This is a genomic window from Arthrobacter alkaliphilus (assembly GCF_021483235.1).
Taxonomy (GTDB): Bacteria; Actinomycetota; Actinomycetes; order Actinomycetales; family Micrococcaceae; genus Arthrobacter; species Arthrobacter alkaliphilus.
Genome location: NZ_JAKEEC010000008.1, coordinates 67,693 through 89,918 on the forward strand (window position 1 = coordinate 67,693; position 22,226 = coordinate 89,918).

17 protein-coding genes are annotated in these 22,226 nt (G+C 61.4%); 8 read left to right on the forward strand and 9 right to left on the reverse strand.

Annotated elements, in window-relative coordinates; all coding sequences use genetic code 11:
* Positions 1-10: 10 nt before the first annotated feature.
* Positions 11-1,507, reverse strand: a complete 1,497-nt coding sequence (locus L0B83_RS07990) for a CCA tRNA nucleotidyltransferase (RefSeq protein WP_234757881.1) — start codon at positions 1,505-1,507, stop codon at positions 11-13.
* Between the two features lie 216 nt (positions 1,508-1,723).
* On the opposite strand from L0B83_RS07990, the gene L0B83_RS07995 reads away from it, so the two are divergent.
* The 5 genes from L0B83_RS07995 to trxA all read left to right on the forward strand — a co-directional run bounded on the left by L0B83_RS07995 (position 1,724) and on the right by trxA (position 7,601).
* Positions 1,724-2,224 (forward strand): NUDIX hydrolase, encoded by a 501-nt coding sequence (locus tag L0B83_RS07995; protein WP_234757935.1) that lies wholly within the window; start codon positions 1,724-1,726, stop codon positions 2,222-2,224.
* A 60-nt stretch (positions 2,225-2,284) separates the two neighbouring features.
* Positions 2,285-4,336, forward strand: a complete 2,052-nt coding sequence (gene murJ / locus L0B83_RS08000) for a murein biosynthesis integral membrane protein MurJ (protein WP_234757936.1) — start codon at positions 2,285-2,287, stop codon at positions 4,334-4,336.
* 144 nt (positions 4,337-4,480) lie between these two features.
* Entirely contained in the window at positions 4,481-6,079 is a 1,599-nt protein-coding gene (locus L0B83_RS08005; protein WP_234757882.1) for an ABC transporter substrate-binding protein, read from the forward strand.
* A gap of 202 nt (positions 6,080-6,281) precedes the next feature.
* Positions 6,282-7,238, forward strand: a complete 957-nt coding sequence (gene trxB / locus L0B83_RS08010) for a thioredoxin-disulfide reductase (protein ID WP_234757883.1) — start codon at positions 6,282-6,284, stop codon at positions 7,236-7,238.
* 36 nt (positions 7,239-7,274) lie between these two features.
* Complete coding sequence (gene trxA / locus L0B83_RS08015) at positions 7,275-7,601, forward strand: thioredoxin (protein ID WP_078107075.1); 327 nt, start codon at positions 7,275-7,277, stop codon at positions 7,599-7,601.
* A 4,517-nt stretch (positions 7,602-12,118) separates the two neighbouring features.
* On the opposite strand, the gene L0B83_RS08020 is transcribed toward trxA, so the two are convergent.
* The 8 genes from L0B83_RS08020 to rpmH all read right to left on the reverse strand — a co-directional run bounded on the left by L0B83_RS08020 (position 12,119) and on the right by rpmH (position 17,719).
* On the reverse strand, positions 12,119-13,315 hold the full coding sequence (locus tag L0B83_RS08020) for a ParB/RepB/Spo0J family partition protein (RefSeq protein WP_234757884.1): 1,197 nt from the start codon (positions 13,313-13,315) through the stop codon (positions 12,119-12,121).
* A gap of 67 nt (positions 13,316-13,382) precedes the next feature.
* The gene (locus L0B83_RS08025) at positions 13,383-14,438 is read right to left on the reverse strand and encodes a ParA family protein (protein ID WP_234757885.1); all 1,056 of its coding nucleotides are present in this window, start codon (positions 14,436-14,438) and stop codon (positions 13,383-13,385) included.
* 86 nt (positions 14,439-14,524) lie between these two features.
* The gene (rsmG, locus tag L0B83_RS08030) at positions 14,525-15,175 is read right to left on the reverse strand and encodes a 16S rRNA (guanine(527)-N(7))-methyltransferase RsmG (RefSeq protein WP_234757886.1); all 651 of its coding nucleotides are present in this window, start codon (positions 15,173-15,175) and stop codon (positions 14,525-14,527) included.
* A gap of 6 nt (positions 15,176-15,181) precedes the next feature.
* Positions 15,182-15,757 (reverse strand): Jag family protein, encoded by a 576-nt coding sequence (locus tag L0B83_RS08035; RefSeq protein ID WP_234757887.1) that lies wholly within the window; start codon positions 15,755-15,757, stop codon positions 15,182-15,184.
* Positions 15,757-16,725, reverse strand: coding sequence for a membrane protein insertase YidC (gene yidC / locus L0B83_RS08040; protein ID WP_234757888.1), 969 nt, complete (start codon positions 16,723-16,725; stop codon positions 15,757-15,759). The genes L0B83_RS08035 and yidC overlap by 1 nt, the downstream gene beginning before the upstream one ends.
* 17 nt (positions 16,726-16,742) lie before the next feature.
* Positions 16,743-17,141 carry a membrane protein insertion efficiency factor YidD gene (gene yidD / locus L0B83_RS08045; protein ID WP_372461172.1) on the reverse strand — a complete coding sequence of 133 codons (399 nt, stop codon included), beginning with the start codon at positions 17,139-17,141 and terminating at the stop codon, positions 16,743-16,745.
* On the reverse strand, positions 17,134-17,541 hold the full coding sequence (gene rnpA / locus L0B83_RS08050; RefSeq protein ID WP_234757889.1) for a ribonuclease P protein component: 408 nt from the start codon (positions 17,539-17,541) through the stop codon (positions 17,134-17,136). Before rnpA ends, yidD begins: the two co-directional genes overlap by 8 nt.
* 40 nt (positions 17,542-17,581) lie before the next feature.
* Positions 17,582-17,719, reverse strand: coding sequence for a 50S ribosomal protein L34 (rpmH, locus tag L0B83_RS08055; protein WP_113716382.1), 138 nt, complete (start codon positions 17,717-17,719; stop codon positions 17,582-17,584).
* 456 nt (positions 17,720-18,175) lie between these two features.
* Here rpmH and dnaA point away from each other — a divergent pair, with 456 nt between their 5' ends.
* The 3 genes from dnaA (at position 18,176) to gnd (ending at position 22,219) form a co-directional block, all read left to right on the forward strand.
* Complete coding sequence (gene dnaA, locus L0B83_RS08060; RefSeq protein WP_234757890.1) at positions 18,176-19,597, forward strand: chromosomal replication initiator protein DnaA; 1,422 nt, start codon at positions 18,176-18,178, stop codon at positions 19,595-19,597.
* A 536-nt stretch (positions 19,598-20,133) separates the two neighbouring features.
* Entirely contained in the window at positions 20,134-21,258 is a 1,125-nt protein-coding gene (dnaN, locus tag L0B83_RS08065; protein WP_234757891.1) for a DNA polymerase III subunit beta, read from the forward strand.
* Positions 21,259-21,334: 76 nt separating this feature from the next.
* Positions 21,335-22,219 (forward strand): phosphogluconate dehydrogenase (NAD(+)-dependent, decarboxylating), encoded by an 885-nt coding sequence (gene gnd, locus L0B83_RS08070; RefSeq protein WP_234757892.1) that lies wholly within the window; start codon positions 21,335-21,337, stop codon positions 22,217-22,219.
* The last annotated feature ends 7 nt before the right edge of the window (positions 22,220-22,226 follow it).

Sequence of the window (22,226 nt, forward strand, 5' to 3'; positions counted from 1 at the left end):
CAGGGTTCACTTAGGACTCCTCTGGTTCGGCGGTGCCTGCTTTGGCATCGACGGCTGGTTCCGATGAAAGTTCGACGGCGGACTCGGGTTGCGCAGCCCACCATTCCAGGAGCTTGGACTCGGCATCCGCCTGGGACAGCGGACCGTTCTCCATGCGCTCCTCCAGCAGGAACTTATAGGCGCGCCCGACCACGGGGCCGGGCTTGAGTCCCAGCAAAGCCATGATCTGCGCTCCGTCCAAATCCGGCCGGATAGCGTTGAGCGATTCCTGTTCGGCCAGGACCCCGATCCGTCGCTCAAGGTCATCGTAGGCAAAGGACAGCCGGTCCGCCTTGCGCTGGTTACGCGTAGTGACGTCGGACCGGGTGAGTCGATGCAGGCGCTCCAGCAAGGGGCCGGCATCTGCCACGTAACGGCGGACGGCGGAATCGGTCCAGCCGGCGTCTCCGTATCCATAGAAACGCATATGGAGCTCGACGAGCCGGGCCACGGCCTTGATGGTGTCGTTGTCGAAGCGCAGTGTCTTCATGCGTTTTGCGGTCAGCTTGGAGCCCACCATGTCGTGGTGGCGGAAGCTCACCGCGCCGCCCGGTTCGAAACGGCGCGTCGCCGGCTTCCCGACGTCGTGCATCAACGCGGCGAAGCGCAACACAAAGTCCGGACCGGGCACCGGGCCGTCCGGGCCTGTTTCGAGCGATGCGGCTTGCTCGAGGACCTGAAGGGAGTGTTGGTACACGTCCTTGTGCCGGTGGTGCTCATCGGCTTCAAGGCGCAGGGCAGCAACCTCGGGGAGGACGAATTCGGCCAGTCCCGTCTCCACGAGGAGGTCGATGCCGGCACGCGGGTGCGCCCCTTTGATGAGTTTGACGAGTTCTTCGCGCACGCGTTCAGCGGAAATGATGTTGATCCGCTCGGCCATGCCGGACATGGCAAGGCGGACGTCCTCGCGCACCGAAACGCCGAGCTGCGAAGCAAAGCGGGCAGCACGCATCATGCGCAGGGGATCGTCGGAGAATGACGCTTCCGGAGATCCCGGGGTAGCAAGTACCGAAGCATGGAGATCGCGGACCCCGCCGAACGGATCCACAAGTTCCAAGGAAGGCAGCCGAAGGGCCATGGCGTTAATGGTGAAGTCGCGGCGCAGGAGATCGTCCAGCAGCGAGGAACCGAAGGCCACCACGGGCTTGCGGGAATCGGCGTCGTAGGCTTCGGCGCGGTACGTCGTGATCTCGATCTGGAAGCCGGACTTCTTCATTCCGATCGTTCCAAAGGCGCGGCCGATCTCCCAGAAATTGTCGGCCCACCTCTTGATGATGGACAGGGTCTGATCCGGGGTGGCGTCCGTGGCGAAGTCCAAGTCAGGCGAGACACGGCCTAGAAAGAGGTCCCGCACCGGGCCGCCAACCAACGACAGTTCGAATCCGGCGTCCACAAACCGCTGGCCGAGGTCCAGGACCACTGGATCCATCTGGAAATTGACTGAAGAACTGTCCAATACTTGCGCCATAGTTCCTTAAGCTTGTCAGATTTCGCCGCGCCGTCCCACCGGATCGATGTCATCGCGATGCGATTACGTCGCGAATGCACCGGGATCACGGGCGAACGCCATCCGTACGTCACCCAGAGTCCATGTCCCGGTCATCACCAACGGGCAAGAGTCGTTAGAGTGGACTTCATGGCCAACCCGATCCCGAGTGCTCCTGGCAGGAGGACGAACGCACCGTTGCCTTCGGCAATTGGTGCCCACGTCGCGCCCGCTCCGCACCCGGCACAGGCCGCCCTTCCGACCGTGGAAGAAGTCTCCGCCGGCGGCGTCGTAGTAGACACGTCCGACGGCGAATTGCGGGTTGCGATCATCGCCCGCCTGAACAGGGGTGGCCGGCTCGAGTGGTGCCTGCCGAAGGGACATCCGGAAGGCAAGGAAAACAACGAAGAAGCAGCTGTGCGTGAGATTGCGGAGGAGACCGGGATCGAAGGCAAGGTCCTCGCGCCCCTCGGCAGCATCGACTACTGGTTCACGGTAAGCGGGCACCGCGTGCACAAGACTGTGCACCATTTCCTCCTGCGTGCCACGGGCGGTGAGCTGACCATCGAGAACGATCCAGACCAAGAGGCCATTGATGCCGCTTGGGTCCCGCTCCAAGAGTTGGCCCGCAAGTTGTCCTTTCCCAATGAGCGGCGCATCGCCGATCTTGCCCGGGAAGTCCTGCCCGAACACCTCTGACGCGTCCTTTTATATGGCCTTGACGCACCAGGCGGCCCGGGTCATGGGACGATAATGACAATGTCTGCCGCCAAAACAACCCAGTCAACCCAGTCCGGAGAAACCCGCTCCAGCGCCGTGATGGCCGCCGGGACGCTCGTTTCACGGTTCCTCGGCTTCGCCAAAACCTGGATGCTTGGCGCCGCACTGGGCCTGGGATCGACGGTCAACGATACCTTCATCAATGCAAACAACCTGCCCAACCTGATCTTCCTCCTGGTAGCCGGCGGGGTGTTCAACGCCGTGCTTGTCCCGCAGATCATCAAGGCGAGCAAGGGGCCTGACCGCGGCGCCGATTACATCAGCAGGCTCCTGACTCTGGCGGTGCTGGTTCTGTTGACGCTGACGGCGCTGGTCACGCTGGCCGCGCCGCTGGTTATCGATCTCACTACCCAGGGCTATTCACCGCAACAGAAATCGCTGGCCGTAACCTTCGCGTTCTATTGCCTGCCACAGATCTTCTTCTACGGTCTGTATGCGCTCCTGACCCAGGTCCTCAACGCGAACGGCGCTTTCGGCCCGGCCATGTGGGCACCGATCCTGAACAATGTGGTGGCTATCGCCGGACTGGGCATGTTCATCTGGATCCTCGGCGCCAACAACACCAACCCCCACACGTTGGACAGTTGGGGGCCCTTCCAGACTTTCCTGATCGCAGGCTTCTCGACCCTCGGCGTGCTCGCGCAAACCGCCATACTCCTCGTCCCCGTCTTCCGCCTGCGGCTTGGGCTCCGGCCGCGTTTCGGCTGGCGTGGCGTGGGACTGGGCCAGGCAGCGAAACTGAGCGTCTGGACGCTGCTGACCGCCGCCGTCGGGCAGCTCGCTTTCCTTTACGTCATGCGGATCGCCACGATTCCCGGCTCCGAACGGCTCCGCCTGGAGCACGCCCAGGACCCTGCGGCCGCCACCCTCCCAGGCAACGCGGTTCTGGAAGTCGCCAGCCAGCTGTACTTGCTGCCGCACTCGATCATTGCGTTGTCGCTCGCCACAGTGCTGTTCAACCGGATGGCACACGCCTCCCAGGCGGGCAACAAGGCCGAGCTGCGCGAAGCCCTCTCGCACGGACTGCGGACCATGGCGGTGGCCACGGTCTTCGGAGCGCTCGCCCTGTTCGCCCTCGCCGGACCGTTGGGCATGTTCTTCTCCGGCGGAAAGCCCCAAGACGGCGTCATGCTCGCCCAGACGCTGACGATCCTCGCGCTGAGCACGCCGTTCATGAGCGCCAATTTCATGATGTCCCGGGTCTTCTACGCCAACGAAGACGCACGGACGCCCTTCTACATCCAGCTCATCTTGGCCTTGGTCAACATTGTGGGCGCGTTCATCATCCAGTTCCTGCCCGTGGGCCGGATCATCTTCGCGATCGCCGTCCTGTACACGCTTGGCAACATTCTTTCCGTGGTCATCAGCGTCTGGTTCCTGCGACGCCTCCTCGGCCATGTAGACGGCCCCCGGATCGCAAACTCGTACATCCGCATGGGCTACGCCGCCTTGGGCTCGGCGATTGCGGGCGCCTTGGCCTTGTGGCTCCTGGGCAGCTATCGTGCTGACGGCTTCGCCTGGAGCAGCCGGCCCGCCGCTTTGGTGACGGTGGTCGTCGTCGGGCCCATCATGCTCCTTGCGTATCTGTTCCTCCTGCGTGCCTTCCACGTGAGCGAGCTCCGGGATTTGCTCAGCCCCGTGCTTGGCCGGCTCGGCCGGGGCGCTCCGGTGGCAGAAGCACCGTCCGCGGGCGGAAAACAGCCCCCGACGTCGGTCCGCGCCACAGTGTCCGACGACACCGGGCTCATTCCGCGCATCTCGGGCGAGTTCGACGCGGCATCCTTCCGGGCCGGACCAGCAGTGAAGACCGTCCCGGCGAAGGATGGTTGGGATGGAGCCCCAGCCGAAGGGAAGGGCGAGGTGGACGCTTGGTCCGACGTCGAGAAGTCATATCTGCCGGATGAAGACATTCCAAGCACCGCGCAGGGTGGTCGAGGCAGGCCGGTCATTCCGCTGCCCGGCCGCCGCACCTATCAGGGAACCCCGGGAAACAACCCATATTTCCGCGGCGGCCCCCGCCGTAAAAGGTGACGCATCCTCGCAAACCGGGAGCCGCAACGGCCCGATCAGCTAGGATCAGAAACTAATTACAGGTAGTTGCAGACCACGGGTCCCCCGGCTGGCCGGATCCCGTATTCAGGACCCGCAGCTTCCGGACAGTCATAGGAGGAACCCGTGTCCCACCCGATCGATGTCGGATCAGTGCTTGGCGGCCGTTACAAAGTCACAGCAACCGTGTTGACTTCGCACGACCAAGATCTGGTGCTCGACGGCGTGGACCAGGTCCTCAACAGGCCTGTCAGTATCCTCGTGGCCGGCCCTGGAAACGCCGAGCAGGTTGCCAAGAGCGCCCGGGAGGTGGCCACCGGCGAACGGCCAGGGCATGTCCAGATCCTCGATCTCGGGGTCAGCGACGCCGCCACCTACCTCATCACCAACCACAGCAGCGCTCCTGACCTGCTGGACCTCGTAGTGGCTACCAACCCGCCCTACGTCGAGCCCTTCTTCACAGACACACTCGGCAGCGAGATCTTCGGCCAGGCCCGGTCCCACGAGCCCGAGACCTACGACGGGCTGTACGACGACGAAGAGCATGACGCCGAGTACATCAGTTACGACGAGGTCGAGCGGAATCCGGCCGGCGAACCAGAGCCAGATGCCGCCACTGGCCCGCGGCGCCCGATTGTCCCGCCCAAGCCTGCCAGCCAGCCTGCATCGACCCCCGGAGGCATCGGTTCACGGCTCGCCGCCGCTGCAGCCGGAGCAGGTGCTGCTGCCGCGGCGGCGGTAAAAGGTACCAGTAAACCAAAGAACGACGCGGGCGAAGCCGCCCGGTCGAACGGCGCCGCTGAGTCTGACCGCACCGCTCCCCAGCAAATCCAGGCGCCCGCCACCCAGGCTGTTCAAGCACCCACCTCTGCCACCCCAGCCCAGGAATCCAAGGTTTCCCTCTGGTCCGAAGACGACTACGGCTTCGTTAACGACGATGCTCGCTCGCGCGGGGCTGCAGCTTCCGGCGATGCTCCCGCTGCCGGCGGCTACAGCCGAGGGGCATCGAGCTTCCCGTCGACTGCGCGCGCGCAATCGGAGCAACTCGACGAGGACGAGTACTACGACGACGAGCCGGTACGCGAGCCCCGCTCCTTCCGCTGGCTCGTCGGTGGGGTCCTTGCCGCCGTCCTGATCGTGGGTCTGATTCTGGCTGTCACCAACCTCGGCAATCTCATTCCCGGCGGTTCGCCCGCAGCCAAACAGTCGGCCACGGCGTCCCAACCCGTGACCCCTCAGCCGAGCACTAGTGCATCGGCAGCAGCTCCTGTCCCAACGCCGCCGGTCATTGAAGGCGTCACCCGCATGGGTGATTTCGAGTTCGCGGCGACCTACGACAAAGACCTGGTCAAGACCTTCGACGGAAATGCCGCGAGTTACTGGTCGGACATGGAGTTCGCTACCGCAGACTGGGGTGGACTGGCTCCTGATGGAGTTTCACTCCTCGTCAAGCTCAAGGCACCGTCGCAAGTGACGTCCGTCACATTGAGCCAGTTGGGTGCTTCCGGTGGAAACATCAACGTCTACACCAACGACCGTCCGGCGATGGACGGTGCCAAATTGGTCGGCACCAACAGCTTCACCTCGCCGGAACTCACCATGCCGCTCAGTTCTCCCGTAACGGCACAATACGTCATCATTTCCATCAAGTCGCTGCCGAAGCTGACCGCGCCGAAGACGCGCTATGGCTATGGCCTGCGGCTTGCGGAGATCAAGGTCCAGTAGTCGGCTGCAGGATGCCCGTCCGTCAAGTCCGGTAACCGGACCGCTCGTCCTTCCTTGCTTTGTGTTGCCGGACGGTACCCTGAATGGTGGCGGATATTAGGGTCCGCGGGAACATCGGAATATTCCGCGCCGCCATAGGGTTGTGCCATGTGGCCGGCCGCAAGGATCCGGTGCATCGACTAAGGAAGAGGTTCACCCACCAGTGAGCAACGCAGAAAACACCGCGTCCAACGTACGTGATGTCATCATCGTAGGCTCGGGGCCTGCCGGTTACACGGCGGCCGTCTACACGGCACGCGCCAACATGAATCCGCTGCTCATCGCCGGTTCCGTCACCGCCGGTGGCGAACTGATGAACACAACAGACGTCGAGAACTACCCAGGTTTCCCCGAGGGCGTCATGGGACCCGATCTCATGGAGAACTTCGAAAAGCAGGCGGCACGCTTCGGGACGGAGATTCTGTTCGAGGATGTCACCGAACTGGAGCTCGACGGCGACATCAAGTCCGTGACTATCGGCACGGGGGAGACCTTCAAGGCACGCGCCGTCATCCTCTCCACGGGTTCTGCATATCGTGAGCTTGGCCTTGAGAATGAAAAGCGGCTTTCCGGACACGGGGTTAGCTGGTGTGCAACCTGTGACGGTTTCTTCTTCAAGGACCAGGACATCGCCGTGATCGGCGGTGGAGATTCCGCCATGGAGGAAGCGCTCTTCCTGACGAAGTTCGCCAGGTCCGTCACGGTGGTACATCGCCGCGATACCCTCAAGGCTTCCAAGATCATGGCAGACCGCGCCTTGGCCCACGAGAAGATCAACTTCGTGTGGAACAGCACGGTCGTAGACGTCATTGGCGGGGACAAGGTGACCGGCTTGAAGCTGAAGAACCTCCTTGACGGTACCGAATCCGAACTCGCCGTCACGGGCGTTTTCGTCGCCATCGGAAACGACCCCCGCACGGAACTCGTCAAGGGCAAGCTGGACCTCGCTCCTGAAGGAACCATCGCGGTTGACGGTCGCAGTTCGAAGACCAGCATCAGGGGCGTCTTCGCTGCCGGCGATGTCGTCGACCCCACCTACCGCCAGGCCATCACAGCAGCCGGTTCCGGTTGTGTCGCGGCCTTGGACGTCGAGCACTATCTTGCAGACCTGCACGCCTAAACGGCACAGCAGCCATCCATTCGAAGGGAAAGAATTATGAGCAACGCTAAGAACGTTACCGACGCCAGTTTCAGCACCGACGTCCTGGCCGCTGAAAAGCCGGTCATTGTGGACTTCTGGGCAGAATGGTGCGGCCCGTGCCGCAAGCTGGGTCCGATCCTCGACGAGATCTCTGTTGAGTACGGAGACAAGGTAGACGTCGTCAAGTTGAATGTTGACGACAACCCGGCCATCGCCGCTGAGTACGGCATCACGTCTATTCCCGCTGTATACCTGTTCAGCGGGGGAGAAGTGAAGAGCACGGTTATCGGCGCCAAGCCGAAGCAGTTCTTCGAGAAGGAATTTGAGTCCGTCCTTTCCTAGGAGCGTCTGGCTTCCGTGTACACGGTTGCCGCTGATTCAGCCGGTGGTCCTCGCTATTGCGCGAAGGCCACCGGCTTTTTCATGCTTCGATCCGACTTAGTCCATAGCTTCTGAATCCATTTGAGTTTTCAAAACTGATGCTTTTCCCTTCAGATGCCTTCGACGTTCCTGGCTCACATCGCCGCGGTTCGGAGCGGCCTGGGATAGGCGGAACCAGGCCGGGATCTGAGGAATCAGCCGGGGGATGGGCCAGGCGGCCCGTCGGGAGTCGGCTTGTCGTGCCTGCCCATGTCGAGCCGCTCCTTGAGAAATCCGGTCTGGGTCCGACACTTTTAAGCGATGACAGATGCTAGCCTCCTATTTGCCAGCTTCGCCGTATCAGCCGACAACGAGGGCCATTAGGTCGCCGTTTCACGTGAAACACGGCGCATTCAATTTGTCGCTAGAAGGGGCTCTTCTTTTTCCGAGCGTAAACCTAGAGAACGTAGACATACGACCGTTTCACGTGAAACGTCACCGCTGATCGACACAAACACCATCTTGGCCTCGGTGAGTTCGTGAGCGACGTAGCGACCCGCGTTGTCTACCTTGTGTTCCGCAACTTGGTTGCGGCCCACTCCAACTGAAGTCGGACTATGGGGACTGCGATTGGACCCATCGTCGATGCACTATCGGGCGAGTGGGTATCGACACGGAGTCTCAGCTGCCTTCAATGTTTCACGTGAAACGGCGGACTGTTTGGTGCCCGCTGGGCGCTCCGGGCGATCCTAGCCCTATGCCGTCCGACACTGGGCATGCAAACGTCAAGCGGCTTCCGGATTTACCGGAGCGGCACAGCTCGGAGACTGGACACTGAGACCTGGAACCGACCGCATATCCTTCAGCGTGCAGCACAGGCTGTATTAGGGAACAGCGCCTAGCAGGTATGAACCGATTATGTTCGTATTTGCCCCTTTCTTCGCTGCAATTCAGGTGCCGGGACACCTTCTGCGCGCGGCGCACTAGCAGCAGCTTTGGTTGCCGGACTTTGGAGCAGCTGAGGATTAGGGGGATCAAGGTCACCTCAGCTCGGACACCGATGCAAGTAGGTCCGACGCCTCAATAGGAGTCGCAAGCGGATCCTGCGACCATCCAGGCCGCATCCCTCATACAGTTCTGTTCAAATTACTGAGCGCGAGTAATGCCTTGGCGTGCAGCGCCCACAAGGGTTATGCCGCCGACGTAAGTGGAACTTGTGGCCGAACATGCTTGTTGCCCCGGCACCACTGGCGTCGTCGCCCGCACCCAAGGAAAGCTTCACTGTGGAAGCCTTCAGAAGTGCGAGCAGTGCGATACTGGCGATCGTTACGGACAGCAACAGCTTTCACCCGGGCGAATCCCCCAAGTCGCTATTGCCCGTCCGGGTGCCTAGCGACAGAACTGGGACCGCCTCTTCCTGGCATCATCCGTGGGGAACCCGAGGAAAGCACAGAGGCAAATCGTGTGTTGCCCTGCTAGTGGATGAGGACATTTCACCGAGGTACCACTTACTGAACGAGCGAGGCTGGTCGATGACCGACCTCCATGCACCTCCCTAGTCGCAAGGGTACTGGAAGGTCGCTCAAACCAATCAAACTCGCTAAACCTGCAGCTGCGCCCGTCCATTGGAGTCATCGCGCAGATGCTGCATCCGCGCGCGCGAGCCGGAGTGGTGGGGGATTGACTTTGGATCTCTAGAAGCCGTCGACGCCATAGCGCCAGGCCTCCCGGCCGCGGCATCCTTCTTCGGGCTTCGCCGCGGTCCCGCGGTACATGCCCGTCGTGCCGGGCCGGCTGATCAAGAGCCGAGCCTTGCATACCTACTGTCCGCGGGGACCTCCCAGTCTTCCGTGACTGCCCAGCTTCTTCCCTTGCCCGGTCGAAAACTTCCTTATGGGACTGTCGCAGTTTCACGTGAAACATAACGGGCGCCTGTGCCCTCGAACGTTCTGCGGGCCAAGTGCAGGATGGCCGGGGCAGCGCCGATGGCTAGTCCGACCAGCGACGTCGAGGCCGATATTTGGCTTGCCTTCCACAACGGCTGTGCAAACGACGGGTGCGATATCCACCGCACGGCCGTAAGTTGTGCACACAGTTATCCACAGGCCTTTCCACTATGAAAAACCGCGGCCGTGCATCTCTCCTGCGGTCCAACAAAAGAGCACGGCGGGAGCTGTTCCGAAGTCCCACCGATAATCATCCGCGAAAGCAGGGCCACTCTGGTCGCAGATCGCACGCAAAGATCAAAAATCCACCGAAATCGAGCCCAATCGCGCTCGAACAACCCATCTTCGGCCCCGATGTCATGGTTTCACGTGAAACGGAGGCGCCGGAAAGCATGTACCTCCGCAGGGAACTAATGGTGGCCCATGCCTGTCGCGTTCCGAGTTCGTTGTCTACCTTTCCACTGGGCTGGTTTATCAACAAAGTTATCCACAGGAATATCCACCGCCGCTTTCCGACTTTTCAACAGCGAATCTGAGAGCTCGTAGTGATCGCCACAGCGCGCGAACTGGAGAAGTGCGAGCTTCACGCACCGGCCTGGCTACGGTGTACCTATCCACTTCGCACCACTAGGACATCGAGACGCTTCATCGTTCTACCCGAGGTTTGCGCAGTCACGACCGCGCTGCGACGGGCCCAAGGTCAAACACGCCGTGACCGCAGCCTTCCGGGCGCTGCGTTTCCAACAGTGTGCCTGGTCTAGCAGGTTTGTTGCCCCCGTATCCATCCCGGGCCACATCCGCACCAAGAAGACCGAGGAGAAACAAGAGCCCGGGGCAGTGCGCTCCAAACCCGGACAGGAGGACCAACCCAGGGGAGGCAAGGAATATCTCGAAAACGGGCCTAAGGAACAATCCGTACTTTGGACTGATCTAGCCAGTGCCCAAGTGGCTTTGGAGCAGAAGTCAGCTGCGCGTCTCTCGCCATCCGCACCGCTTAGGGTTTCCAGTTTGCAGCTGAGAATGCGGACCAACAGTCATGGCCGGCCATCCGCTGAAGATTAACGCGGACGCCGGTCCGATTAGCGCTGATGGCTGGCCGGTCCATACCCGATCTATTGTTCTGAACGAGCCTCCGTGCGTATATCGGCACGACGTACATATACCTGAGCGAGTGGGGGCCATAGCCACCCCAACCCGGGCCCGCCGCTCGCCCTTCTAACCGCCCCAACCGCCCCGACCGCCCCCGAGCCCCCGGACCGGGATCCAAGGCCCAAGGCCCAAGGCCCAAGGCCCAAGGCTCAAGGCCCAAGGCCCAAGGCTCAAGGCTCAAGGCTCAAGGCCAGCAAATAGCAGCGGATAGAGCAACTCCTGCGCCGAAGACGGCGAGTTCGAAACTCCAAAGCCAGTAGGGCCCCTAGGTCCGGCGCCAATCGGAGCTAGGGGAAGAAACGTGCAGTCAAAAGTTGAGCATCGGGGGAGGCCCGGGACGCGGCGCCCAGATGGTTCCGACCGGTTCTTCTTGTTGTTACCCCCTTGGGACATGCCGGCGAGCTTCTCGCGGACACCGCCGGCTTCGCCCAAAGCTGCGAGTCTGTGCTCGCCCAATTTTGGCCTGCGGAACTCCTCAGTAACTGGTAGTGAACTACCGATTGCAACCTGTTTACTTGGGCGTCAGCTTTTTCCACCACCCCCGTCCCTGTTTCACGTGAAACGACGCACGGAGGGGCACAATGAGGAGGCATGTGGGTTTCGGGAGGTTTGGCGTACAAGGCTCGGGCTCTGGCACCGCCTCGATGACTATCAAGACCTGACACCCCACTCGACCCGTCTGTTTCACGTGAAACATGGAGTGAGCTGACCAGCTTGCTCGTTCGACGCGAAAGACGCTGCTGTCGGTGTCGCACTCGCGGACGCGAGATTTGTCGAACTGCTCAACTCGAGATCAGGCGCCTTGAGCGGCAAAGTGGCCCCGTTAGAAAGCCCCAGGGGAAGGGTCTAAAGGCGTTCTCACACGGGCGGCCGGAGGGCACAGGGAGAAACAAAGATCGGAGCTGGCGACAGCGATCAGCTGCGAAGGGGATGGGCGATCAGAGGCATTTCCGCCTCTGAATGCGATGCCTCAACTTCCGTATACCGGAAGATCGGACAAGCAAAAGTGGAAGAGCGCGACACACCATAGTTTCACGTGAAACGTACGTAGCCAGATCCGAGACGACTCGCACCTAAGGCCATCACGCAGCACGTGCAGGAGAAGGGATCGATGCTGCTTTCACGCAAATGGTAGGCCCGTTTCACGTGAAACAGCGTCCGATCCGCCAAACACCTAGCGGTTCAAGGCATCAAACCAACAGTGCAATCGTAGCGGCCGAATGATTGCAACGTCGCAGAATAAATCGCTCAATTCCGTCCTTGCCGCGCTGCCGTCTGGCCACGCCACAGTCCTTGCCACGCCACCATCCTGGCCGCCCCGCCTCCCTTGCCACGCCGCCGCACTTAAATCGAAAAGGGGCTCGTTTCCTAAGAAACAAGCCCCTCTCCGCAAAGATCGAGCAACTAGCCTTCGTCTCCAGGCGCCAGAACATCCATGATGCGGTTGAGATCCTCAACGCTTGCAAACTCGATGCTAACCCTGCCCTTTCGAGCGCCCAGCGTGATTTTCACGTTGGTGTCGAGCCGGTCAGAAAGAGAAGACGCAAGATAGTCGAGGCGCTCATGGCGCGCATTGGGACGCGGAATACTGTTCTTGGGCGGTACAGCCGGATCCTGGTACAACGCCACTGCTTCCTCAGTAGCCCGCACGGACATGCCTTCGGCGACAACCTTCTGCGCAAGACGCTCCATCGCAGCTGCATCGGGGAGCGCGAGCAGCGCGCGAGCGTGGCCGGCCGAGAGCACATTGGCTGCTACGCGCCGCTGCACCAAGGGAGGGAGCTTGAGGAGACGGAGCGTGTTGGACACCTGAGGACGCGAGCGTCCGATCCGATCGGCCAGCTGCTCATGCGTAGTGCCGAAGTCTTCCAGCAGCTGCTGATACGCGGCTGCTTCTTCCAAAGGATTCAGTTGGCTTCGATGCAGGTTCTCCAGAAGGGCATCGCGCAAAAGGTCGTCATCACTGGTATCACGGACAATCGCCGGGATGGTTTCAAGGCCGGCAGCCTGTACGGCCCTCCACCGACGCTCGCCCATCACCAATTCGTACGGTTCTCCACCCTTTTCGGTTGAAGTACGCACCACAATTGGCTGGAGGACGCCTATTTCTTTGACAGAGTGAACCAGCTCCGCCATGTCGTCCTCATCGAAGACGCTGCGCGGCTGCTTGCGGTTGGGATGAATGTCCCCGACCGGAATTTCGGCGAAGCGGGCCCCGGGAACCTCCACCAGCTGGACCTCGGACGCTGCTGGGACGGCCGACTCAGGAACGATGTCCCGCGAAACTTCGGCATTGGCCGCAGCCGGCACAGATACGGACGAGTCCTCATCCTGGCTGGCCTTCGCGGCCGGTGACTTCGCAGCGGGGGCCTTTTCCGCCGTCGAACCCCTCGACGAGGATCCGCGTGAGGGAGAGCTCTTCGCTACCTCGGTTTCTGGGACCTCAGGCGTATCCAGGGTTTCCGGGGCCTTGCGGGCCTCAGGAAAGAAAAGATCCACAGGGCGGGACGTCGGAGCGCTGGTGCCCGATGCGCCGGCCGAAGCGGAGCTGGGAATGAGAGCCCCAAGACCCCTACCCAGGCCTCGCCGCTTTTCGCTCATTAGTATGTCCCTCCGGTGGAATGGCAAGAATGGAGCCCGCCAAGGATATTGCAGTGGTTAAGGAAGTCTAGCGCTCGGCGATTTCCGCGGCGGCTTCCATGTAGGACAACGCGCCGCTGGAAGACGGATCATAGGTCATCACCGTCTGTTGGTAGCTCGGAGCCTCCGAGATGCGCACAGAGCGGGGAACCACTGCCCCGAGAACCTGGTTCGGGAAATGTTGACGGACCTCGGACGCCACCTGTGCTGCGAGGTTCGTCCGGCCGTCGTACATGGTGAGAAGAATCGTGGAAACGACCAGCTCGGCATTGAGGTGCTTCTGGATCATCTCGATGTTCTTGAGAAGCTGGCTCAGCCCTTCCAAAGCGTAGTACTCACACTGGATAGGGATGAGTACCTCGCTGGCCGCGCAGAAGGCGTTGACGGTCAGCAGGCCCAAACTCGGAGGGCAATCGATGAAGATGTAGTCCAGGCGGCCTTCTCCGGCCTTTGCGCGTTCCTGCGAATAGACATCGATTGCGCGACGCAGTCGCTGCTCGCGTGCCACGAGGGAGACCAGCTCAATTTCAGCGCCCGCCAGGTGAATGGTGGCGGGAGCGCAGAGGAGATTGGGAATATCGGGGCAAGGAGCCACAACGTCACCAAGTGGAAGATCGTTGATCAGCACGTCGTAAATGCTGTCGACGTCGGCATGGTGCTCGATACCCAGCGCCGTAGACGCATTTCCCTGGGGATCGATGTCGATGACCAGGACATTGAGTCCGGCTGAAGCGAGGGCAGCCGCAATATTCACCGTGGTGGTGGTCTTTCCGACCCCGCCTTTTTGATTGGAGACGGTGAAAATCCGGGTCTTCTCCGGCTTCGGAAGCTCTCGGCCCACCAGACGCTCGCGCCGCCGGGTCTCGTTGGCGAGCTGGCGCGCGATCGGGCTCGAGTCGTCGATGGAGTCCATCACGTTGTCGTGTCCGTCGATCACCGTTTCACGTGAAACAGCAGCGTTCGCAACCGAATTCGTGCGCATCAACGCAGATTCGAAGGACGCCGAGGGTGCAGCCATGGCCCGTGCCGATCCCAAGGAAACAAAGGGCGGGATCCGCTGGGTGGAGGTTTCGCTACTGCCCACTGTCACACTCTCACTCTCATTCGGCTCTAGCTGCCGTTCTCTAGCTTAACCGCTCAGTTGCGGACACGCGGGACACAGCGCCGAAGCTAAGCGATCTTCGGCTGTTTGTTAACGACGATCCTTACCACTGTGGTGGGTTCTTCCAGGAGTTCCTGCCCGCAAACCAGGACGGATGTCTCCACACCTCCGAGCTTGCGGATCACTTTTGCGGCTTGCTCAATCTCCTCGGCCGCGCTTCGGCCCTTGATCGCAACCACTTCACCCTTGCCGTTAAGCAAGGGGATGGTCAAGCCTGCCAGCTTAGTCAGCGCAGAGACCGCCCTGGCGGTGACGACGTCGGCGTCGACCATTCCCACTGCCAACTCGGCCCGCGTGCGCATGACCGTCACGTTGGCGAGCCCGAGATCGTCAACGACTTCCTGGAGCCAGATGACACGCCGCTCAAGGGGCTCGATCAGCGTGAGTTCAAGATCGGGGCGTGCGATCGCCAAGCACAAGCCGGGAAGCCCCGCACCGGAACCGACGTCGGCAACGTGGCTTCCGTGGGCAATCGCGGATTCGATGACGGCGCAATTGAGAACGTGCCGGCTCCACAGGCGGGGAACCTCGCGCGGACCAATCAGGCCGCGCTCGGTTCCGGAGGTCGCAAGATGTTCCACGTACCGCTGGGCGAGGCCAAGCCGGTCACCGAAAATCTTCTCTGCCGCCTGAAGTTCGGCTGCCGTGATGTCAACCATGATCCGCTAGTCGTTTGAAACTACGATGTGGCGGCCGGCGCCTTCGCCCTCGGACTCGGAGACGAAGCCGAGGTCCGCAACAGCGTCGTGTACGATCTTCCGTTCGTACGCGCTCATGGGTTCAAGTGCCACAGGCGCGCCGGTCTCTTTGACCTTAGCCACGGCGTCTTCGGCAATCTGCTGCAGATCGCCGGCGCGTTCCTTGCGGTATCCGTTGATGTCGAGCACCAGGCGGGAGCGGTTCTCGGTCGCCGAAAGCACGGACAGGCGGGTGAGCTCCTGCAGGGCTTCGAGTACCTCGCCGTCACGGCCTACCAGGCTCTCAAGTCCTTCGGAATTGTCTTCGGCCGCGATCGAGATGTAAGTGCGGCCGTTGCGGATCTCGATATCGATGTCGCCGTCGATGTCGGCAATGTCGAGGAGCTCCTCAAGGTAGTCCGCGGCGACGTCGCCCTCTTCCTCGAGGCGGCTCACGGAACTGCCCTTACCGGCCGGGGCGCCAGATTCGTAAGTCTCGTCAGCGGCATCCGCCAGTCCTGCGGCAGCAGCGGCCGTTGCCTCTTCGGTGCTTTCAACAGACATTACTTCTTCTTCCTGTTCTTACGTTGTGGCTGGATGCGCTGCTGTGCCTTGACCTCCACGGCGGCCACCTCGGCGGCGACGTCTGCGTCCTTCTTAGCTCCCAGGAGGGGCTGGGAGGGAAGGCCCTTGGCGGCGCGGCGCTCAGCGAGTGCCTTCGCTGCCGGGGAACCCGGCGTCGGCATGCGGCGGATGACAAAGAACTGCTGGCCCATGGTCCACAGGTTGGTTGTGGTCCAGTAGATGAGAACACCGATCGGGAAGTTGATGCCACCGACGCCGAAGACGAGCGGCAGGATGTAGAGCATCATCTTCTGCTGGCGCATGAACGGGCTGGCCATGGCCTCTTCGGACATATTCTTGGCCATGATTTGCTTCTGCGTGATGAACTGCGAAGCCGTCATGGCAAGGATCATCACGATCGAGAGGATCCACACAACGGTCTGATCGCCGCCACCCCCGTGAAGCAGGGACGCGGAAAGCGGAGCGCCGAAGATGCTGGATTCGTCGAACTGCACCACCTGCTCGTGGCTGAGCGCTCCAATACCTGTGCCGGCCTGGCGGGCCTGGGTGACACCGGAAAGCACCTGGAACAGCGCGAAGAAGAACGGCATCTGGATCAGCATGGGCAAGCAGGCGGAAAACGGGTTGGTGCCGTGCTTCTTGTACAGCGCCATCTGTTCCTGCGCCATAGCCTGGCGGGAGAGCTGGTCCGTCTTGCCCTTGTACTTCGCCTGCATCTTCTTCAGGTCAGGCTGAAGCAGCTGCATGCCGCGCTGCGCCTTGATTTGCTTGACGAAGACAGGGATCAGGGCGGCCCGGATCACCATCACCAAGCCGATGATGGACAGCGTCCAGGTCCAGCCGTTTTCCGGCGGCAGGCCGAGGAAGCTCAGCCCGTCGTGGAACCCCAGCATGATTGCGGACACTAGCCACTTGAACGGGGCCAGAATTGTTCCAAAGATGTCCATACGTTTTCCCTATTTCCTCAGGCCGCTGTGCGGCGACCGTCTTCATCAGACCACACAGCCAGGAACTGGTCCGGGTTGTTCAGTACAACAATTGTGGGCGTCTGGCCTTCGGGCCAGTGGCGGTGTCCGGCGGGGACGTGGTCCACGCCGCCGGCGTTCCAAGGGTGGCAACGCGCGAGGCGCCGCACTGCGAGCCAACTTCCCTTGACGGCACCATGTACCGTCACCGCTTCGAGGGCATATGCCGAGCAGGATGGGAAGAACCGGCATACCGGGCCGTACAGGGGAGAGATGATCCTGCGATACATCTTCAAGGAGATGATGAGGACGTTGCGCGGCAGCTCCCACAGAAAAGTTCCGAGGATCCTCGGAGCGGCTCTAAAGAAGCGGACGACGGCGGAGCTCAGCTCATGCACGCGGTGTCCCTTCGGTTGTGGTGCCCTGGGTGGGCGAAACAGCCCGCGGAGAGGATCCGCCGAGCCGTTTCGTGGTCACCGCCAAGGCGGTGTTGTAATCGGTCAGCAGCTGGTCCCAGCTCGCCGTCGCGGCCGCGGGCAACGCCCGGACCACAACTGCAAGGCCCGTGCCATGCCTTTTCAAAGACAGGGCACCTGCTTCCCTCAGTCTCCTCTTAACGAGGTTCCGGGTGACAGCGTTCCCGACAGCTTTGGAAACGATGAAGCCGATGCGACTAGGTTCGCTGGCACCGATAGGTGCCGTATATAACACTAAGTTCCGGCGTCCATTGCGGACGCCGGAACGTACAGTTGTTGAAAAGTCGGTAGAAGTCCGCAGACGGTTACGGGTGGCCAGCACCTATTGACTCGCTTGGAAGACTGACCGACGAGCCAGTTATTTACGCCGACAGTTCGGCGCGGCCCTTGCCACGACGGGCGGCCAGGATGGCGCGGCCGGCACGGGTGCGCATACGAAGGCGGAAGCCGTGCTTCTTGGCCCGACGGCGGTTATTCGGCTGAAAAGTCCGCTTGCTCACGTTAGTTACTCCAGTGGATCAAAGGTGCGCCCACCCGATCAAAAGGGGAAGAACTGGCCGACGCTAAGTTTATTGAGTATCCGCCGCCACCCAACACCGGATCTACCGGAGGCATGGGTGGTCGAAAATCGGACACATAGGACTTCACAACGTTAGGGCAAAAAGACGCCCAAGGTCAAACCGGGAGCCGCGGTGCCGGCTATCCCCAGTTGTGGCTAAGTATGCGCGCGAGCCTGTGGATGAAGCGGGTCACAGACCCCGTTCCAGAACCACAACGGTGTAATTATCCACAAGCTTCTTGCCAGCTATCTTCTGGAGTTTCCATCCCCTAGAGTGTCTCAGTAGCCGATTATCCACGGACTGTGCATAACCCTGTGGATTCGGTTCGGAATCCACTCATGGTTTGGACCTTCGGCTGCCCAATCCAGGCAAGCAAGCACTCGAGGAAACCAATTGATGACGGTAGACGAAGCCAACCACGCCAACACGGTCGGAAGTTCCTGGCGGAGGGTGCTGAGCCTGCTGGAACAAGACGATCGCGTCACACCCCGGCAGCGTGGTTTCGTCATCCTCGCGCAGGCGCAGGGCCTGATCGGCTCCACTCTTTTGGTGGCCGTGCCCAACGAACTGACCCGCGAGGTTCTCCAGACGCAGGTCAAGGACGCCCTCGATGACGCCCTCCGCAGCGTCTTTTCCGACGACATCCGTTGTGCAATCGACGTGGACACGGATCTGGTGCCCATCCACGAAGAACCGGCTCCCGCCGTCGAACTCTCTTCCCCGAACGGCCTGGCTGTCGAATCCAAGCCACAGCCGACCCCGCCGAGCACTTCGCACGAATTCGGCCGGCTCAACCCGAAGTACGTCTTTGACACCTTCGTGATCGGTTCCTCCAACCGCTTCGCCCACGCTGCCGCCGTCGCGGTGGCCGAAGCACCGGCCAAGGCCTACAACCCCCTGTTCATCTACGGTGACTCCGGGCTCGGCAAGACCCACTTGCTGCACGCGATCGGCCACTATGCCCGCCGGCTCTACGGCGGCATCCGGGTGCGCTACGTGAACTCCGAAGAGTTCACCAACGACTTCATCAACTCCATCCGCGACGACGAAGGCGCCAGCTTCAAGACCACCTACCGCAACGTCGACGTGCTCCTGATCGATGACATCCAGTTCCTGGCGGGCAAGGACCGGACGCTCGAGGAGTTCTTCCACACCTTCAACGCCCTGCACAACAACAACAAGCAAGTGGTCATCACCTCGGACCTCCCGCCCAAGCAACTTGCCGGCTTCGAGGACCGCATGAAGTCCCGCTTCGAATGGGGCCTGCTGACCGATATCCAGCCGCCGGAACTCGAAACCCGCATTGCGATCCTCCGCAAGAAGGCCCAGAGCGAGGGACTGTCCGCGCCCGACGACGCGTTGGAGTACATCGCTTCCAAGATCTCCAGCAACATCCGTGAGCTTGAAGGCGCCCTGATCCGCGTCACTGCGTTCGCCAGCCTCAACCGCCAACCCGTGGACGTGGCCCTCGCCGAAATGGTGCTGAAGGACCTGATCACCGACGATGGCGCCCAAGAGATCACGGCCGAGCAGATCCTGAAGCAGACCGCCGATTACTTCAAGCTCAGCATGGACGAGCTTTGCAGCAAGTCGCGTACGCGGACATTGGTGACTGCGCGGCAGATCGCCATGTACCTGTGCCGCGAGCTCACCGACATGTCCCTGCCGAAGATCGGTCAGGAGCTTGGCGGGCGGGACCACACCACGGTGATCCACGCGGACCGGAAGATCCGCGAACTGATGGCCGAGCGGCGCGCGATCTACAACCAGGTCACTGAGCTGACCAACCGCATCAAGCAGCAGCAACGCGATTCCTGAGGCTGCTCCCGCCAAGTACTAATACCTTATTAACAGGCACATGTGGATAAGCCTGTGGATACTTAAGGGGACAAGCGCGGTTAATGGGCTTAAAACCCTTAAGCCGTCTGTGGATCGTTAAAAACCGCCCTTGGGGTTATCCACGTCCACACCCTGTTTAAAACCCCTCTCACCCACACATCGTGAACAGGGCTTAACCGCGGAACTGCGGGACCAGGGGCGGTTATCCACAGTTTCCACAGAGGTTATTAACACTACTAATCCCAAAAAATTGAAGTCCCTCAAATAACAATCTCCCTCCTTCCCACCGTCGAGGCAGCCCGCGGCTGCCTCGAACCACAAGCCGGAAGGCCGGGGATGGGTTAATGCCCGAAGTTCCGGCTAAGCTGTCTGCATCGCGTCCATCCTTGGCGCTGCCTTGTAGTTCGCTCAGTGCGGACCATGCAGCTTTCAGGTTCCGGGGCGCCGATTTGAGGGACTCCTCACGGAGTTTCCGGTGGAACACTGGCAGCAGCAATGAAAGGCGGCACCCTTCCGTGAAGTTCAGAGTCGAGCGGGATGTCTTGGCAGAAGCCGTCACATGGACAGCCCGGTCCTTGTCTCCGCGGCCGCCCGTACCGGTACTCTCAGGCCTCCTGCTCAAAGCAGAAGCCGGAACACTCAGCCTTTCGAGCTTTGACTACGAGACCTCCGCGCGTCTGGAGATACCGGCTGACATCACAACAGAGGGGACCATTTTGGTTTCCGGCCGCCTCCTGGCCGATATTTGCCGCAGCCTCCCCTCTGCTCCCGTCGACATCGAAACCGACGGCAGCAAGGTCACGCTCACATGCCGCCGAAGCAGCTTCCATCTCGCGACCATGCCCGAATCCGAGTACCCCCCGCTTCCGGCACTTCCCGCGATCAGCGGAACCCTGCCCGGCGACGCCTTCGCGCAAGCCGTTTCGCAGGTCATCATCGCGGCCAGCAGGGATGACACCCTGCCGATCCTCACCGGTGTCCGGATGGAGATCGAGGATGACATGATCACCCTCCTCGCCACCGACCGTTACCGCCTCGCCATGCGGGAAGTACCGTGGAAACCCGTCACCCCGGGAATTTCCACAAGTGCCTTGGTGAAATCCAAGACGCTCAACGAGGTGGCCAAGACCCTCGGCGGCAGCGGCGACATCCATCTCGCACTCGCAGATGACGAAAGCCGCCTGATTGGCTTCGAAAGCGGCGGCCGCACCACCACGTCCTTGCTGGTCGACGGCGACTATCCGAAGATCCGGTCCTTGTTCCCGGATTCCACGCCGATCCATGCAACGGTCCAGACCCAGGAACTCGTTGAAGCTGTTCGCCGCGTATCCCTGGTTGCCGAACGGAACACCCCTGTTCGCTTGGCATTCACGCAGGGCCAATTGAACCTCGATGCCGGTACCGGCGAAGACGCGCAGGCCTCCGAGGAACTGGAAGCCCAGCTCAGCGGCGAAGACATCACAGTGGCCTTCAACCCGCATTACCTGGTGGAAGGCCTGAGCGTGATCGAAACCAAGTTCGTGCGCTTCTCCTTCACCACGGCGCCCAAACCGGCCATGATTACCGCCCAGGTTGACGCTGACGGCGATGACAAGGGCGACTACCGCTATCTCGTGATGCCTGTCCGCCTCCCCAACTAGTCGCCGGCGGCCCCCACGGCCAGGGAACCCTGGCGGCGTGGGCCCAACCACACCAACGCAGAAAAGAGTTCACACCGTGCACATCGGACTAATCGGCCTTGGAAAAATGGGTTTCAACATGCGTGAACGCATGCGGAACGGCGGAATCGAAGTCACTGGCTTCGACCAAAATCAGGACGTCGCCGACGTCGCGTCGATTGACGAACTGATTGCCGCCCTTCCAACACCGCGCCTGGTCTGGGTCATGGTTCCCTCGGGCGCCATCACCGATGCCGTGATCACCGAACTCGGCGAAAAGCTTTCTGCCGGGGACATGGTGATCGACGGCGGCAACTCGCGCTTCACCGAAGACCAAAAACACTCCATTTTCCTGGCCTCCAAGGACATCCGCTTCGCCGATTGCGGTGTTTCGGGCGGTGTCTGGGGCCTGCAGAACGGTTACGGGCTCATGGCAGGCGGCTCGGACGAAGACATCGCACTCGCCATGCCGGTATTCGACGCACTCCGTCCTGAAGGTGACCGTGCCGACAGCTTCGTCCACGTGGGCGGCGTCGGAGCAGGCCACTACGCGAAGATGGTCCACAACGGCATCGAATACGGTCTGATGCAGGCCTACGCCGAAGGCTACGAGCTGCTCGCCGCCAAGGACATCATCAAGGACCTTCCCGGCACCTTCCGTGCTTGGCAAAAAGGCACGGTTGTACGCTCCTGGCTGCTGGACCTCATGGTCAAAGCCCTGGATGAGGACCCGGGCCTGGCCTCCATCGGGGACTACGTCGAGGACTCGGGCGAAGGCCGCTGGACCGTTGAAGAAGCCATCGCCAACGCGATCCCCGCGCCGGCCATCACCGCCGCGCTGTTCGCCCGCTTCTCCTCGCGGGAAGACAGCTCACCGGCCATGAAGATGGTGTCCGCGCTGCGCAACCAGTTTGGCGGACACGCCACCCGTCCGGCCAACTAGGCCCCGG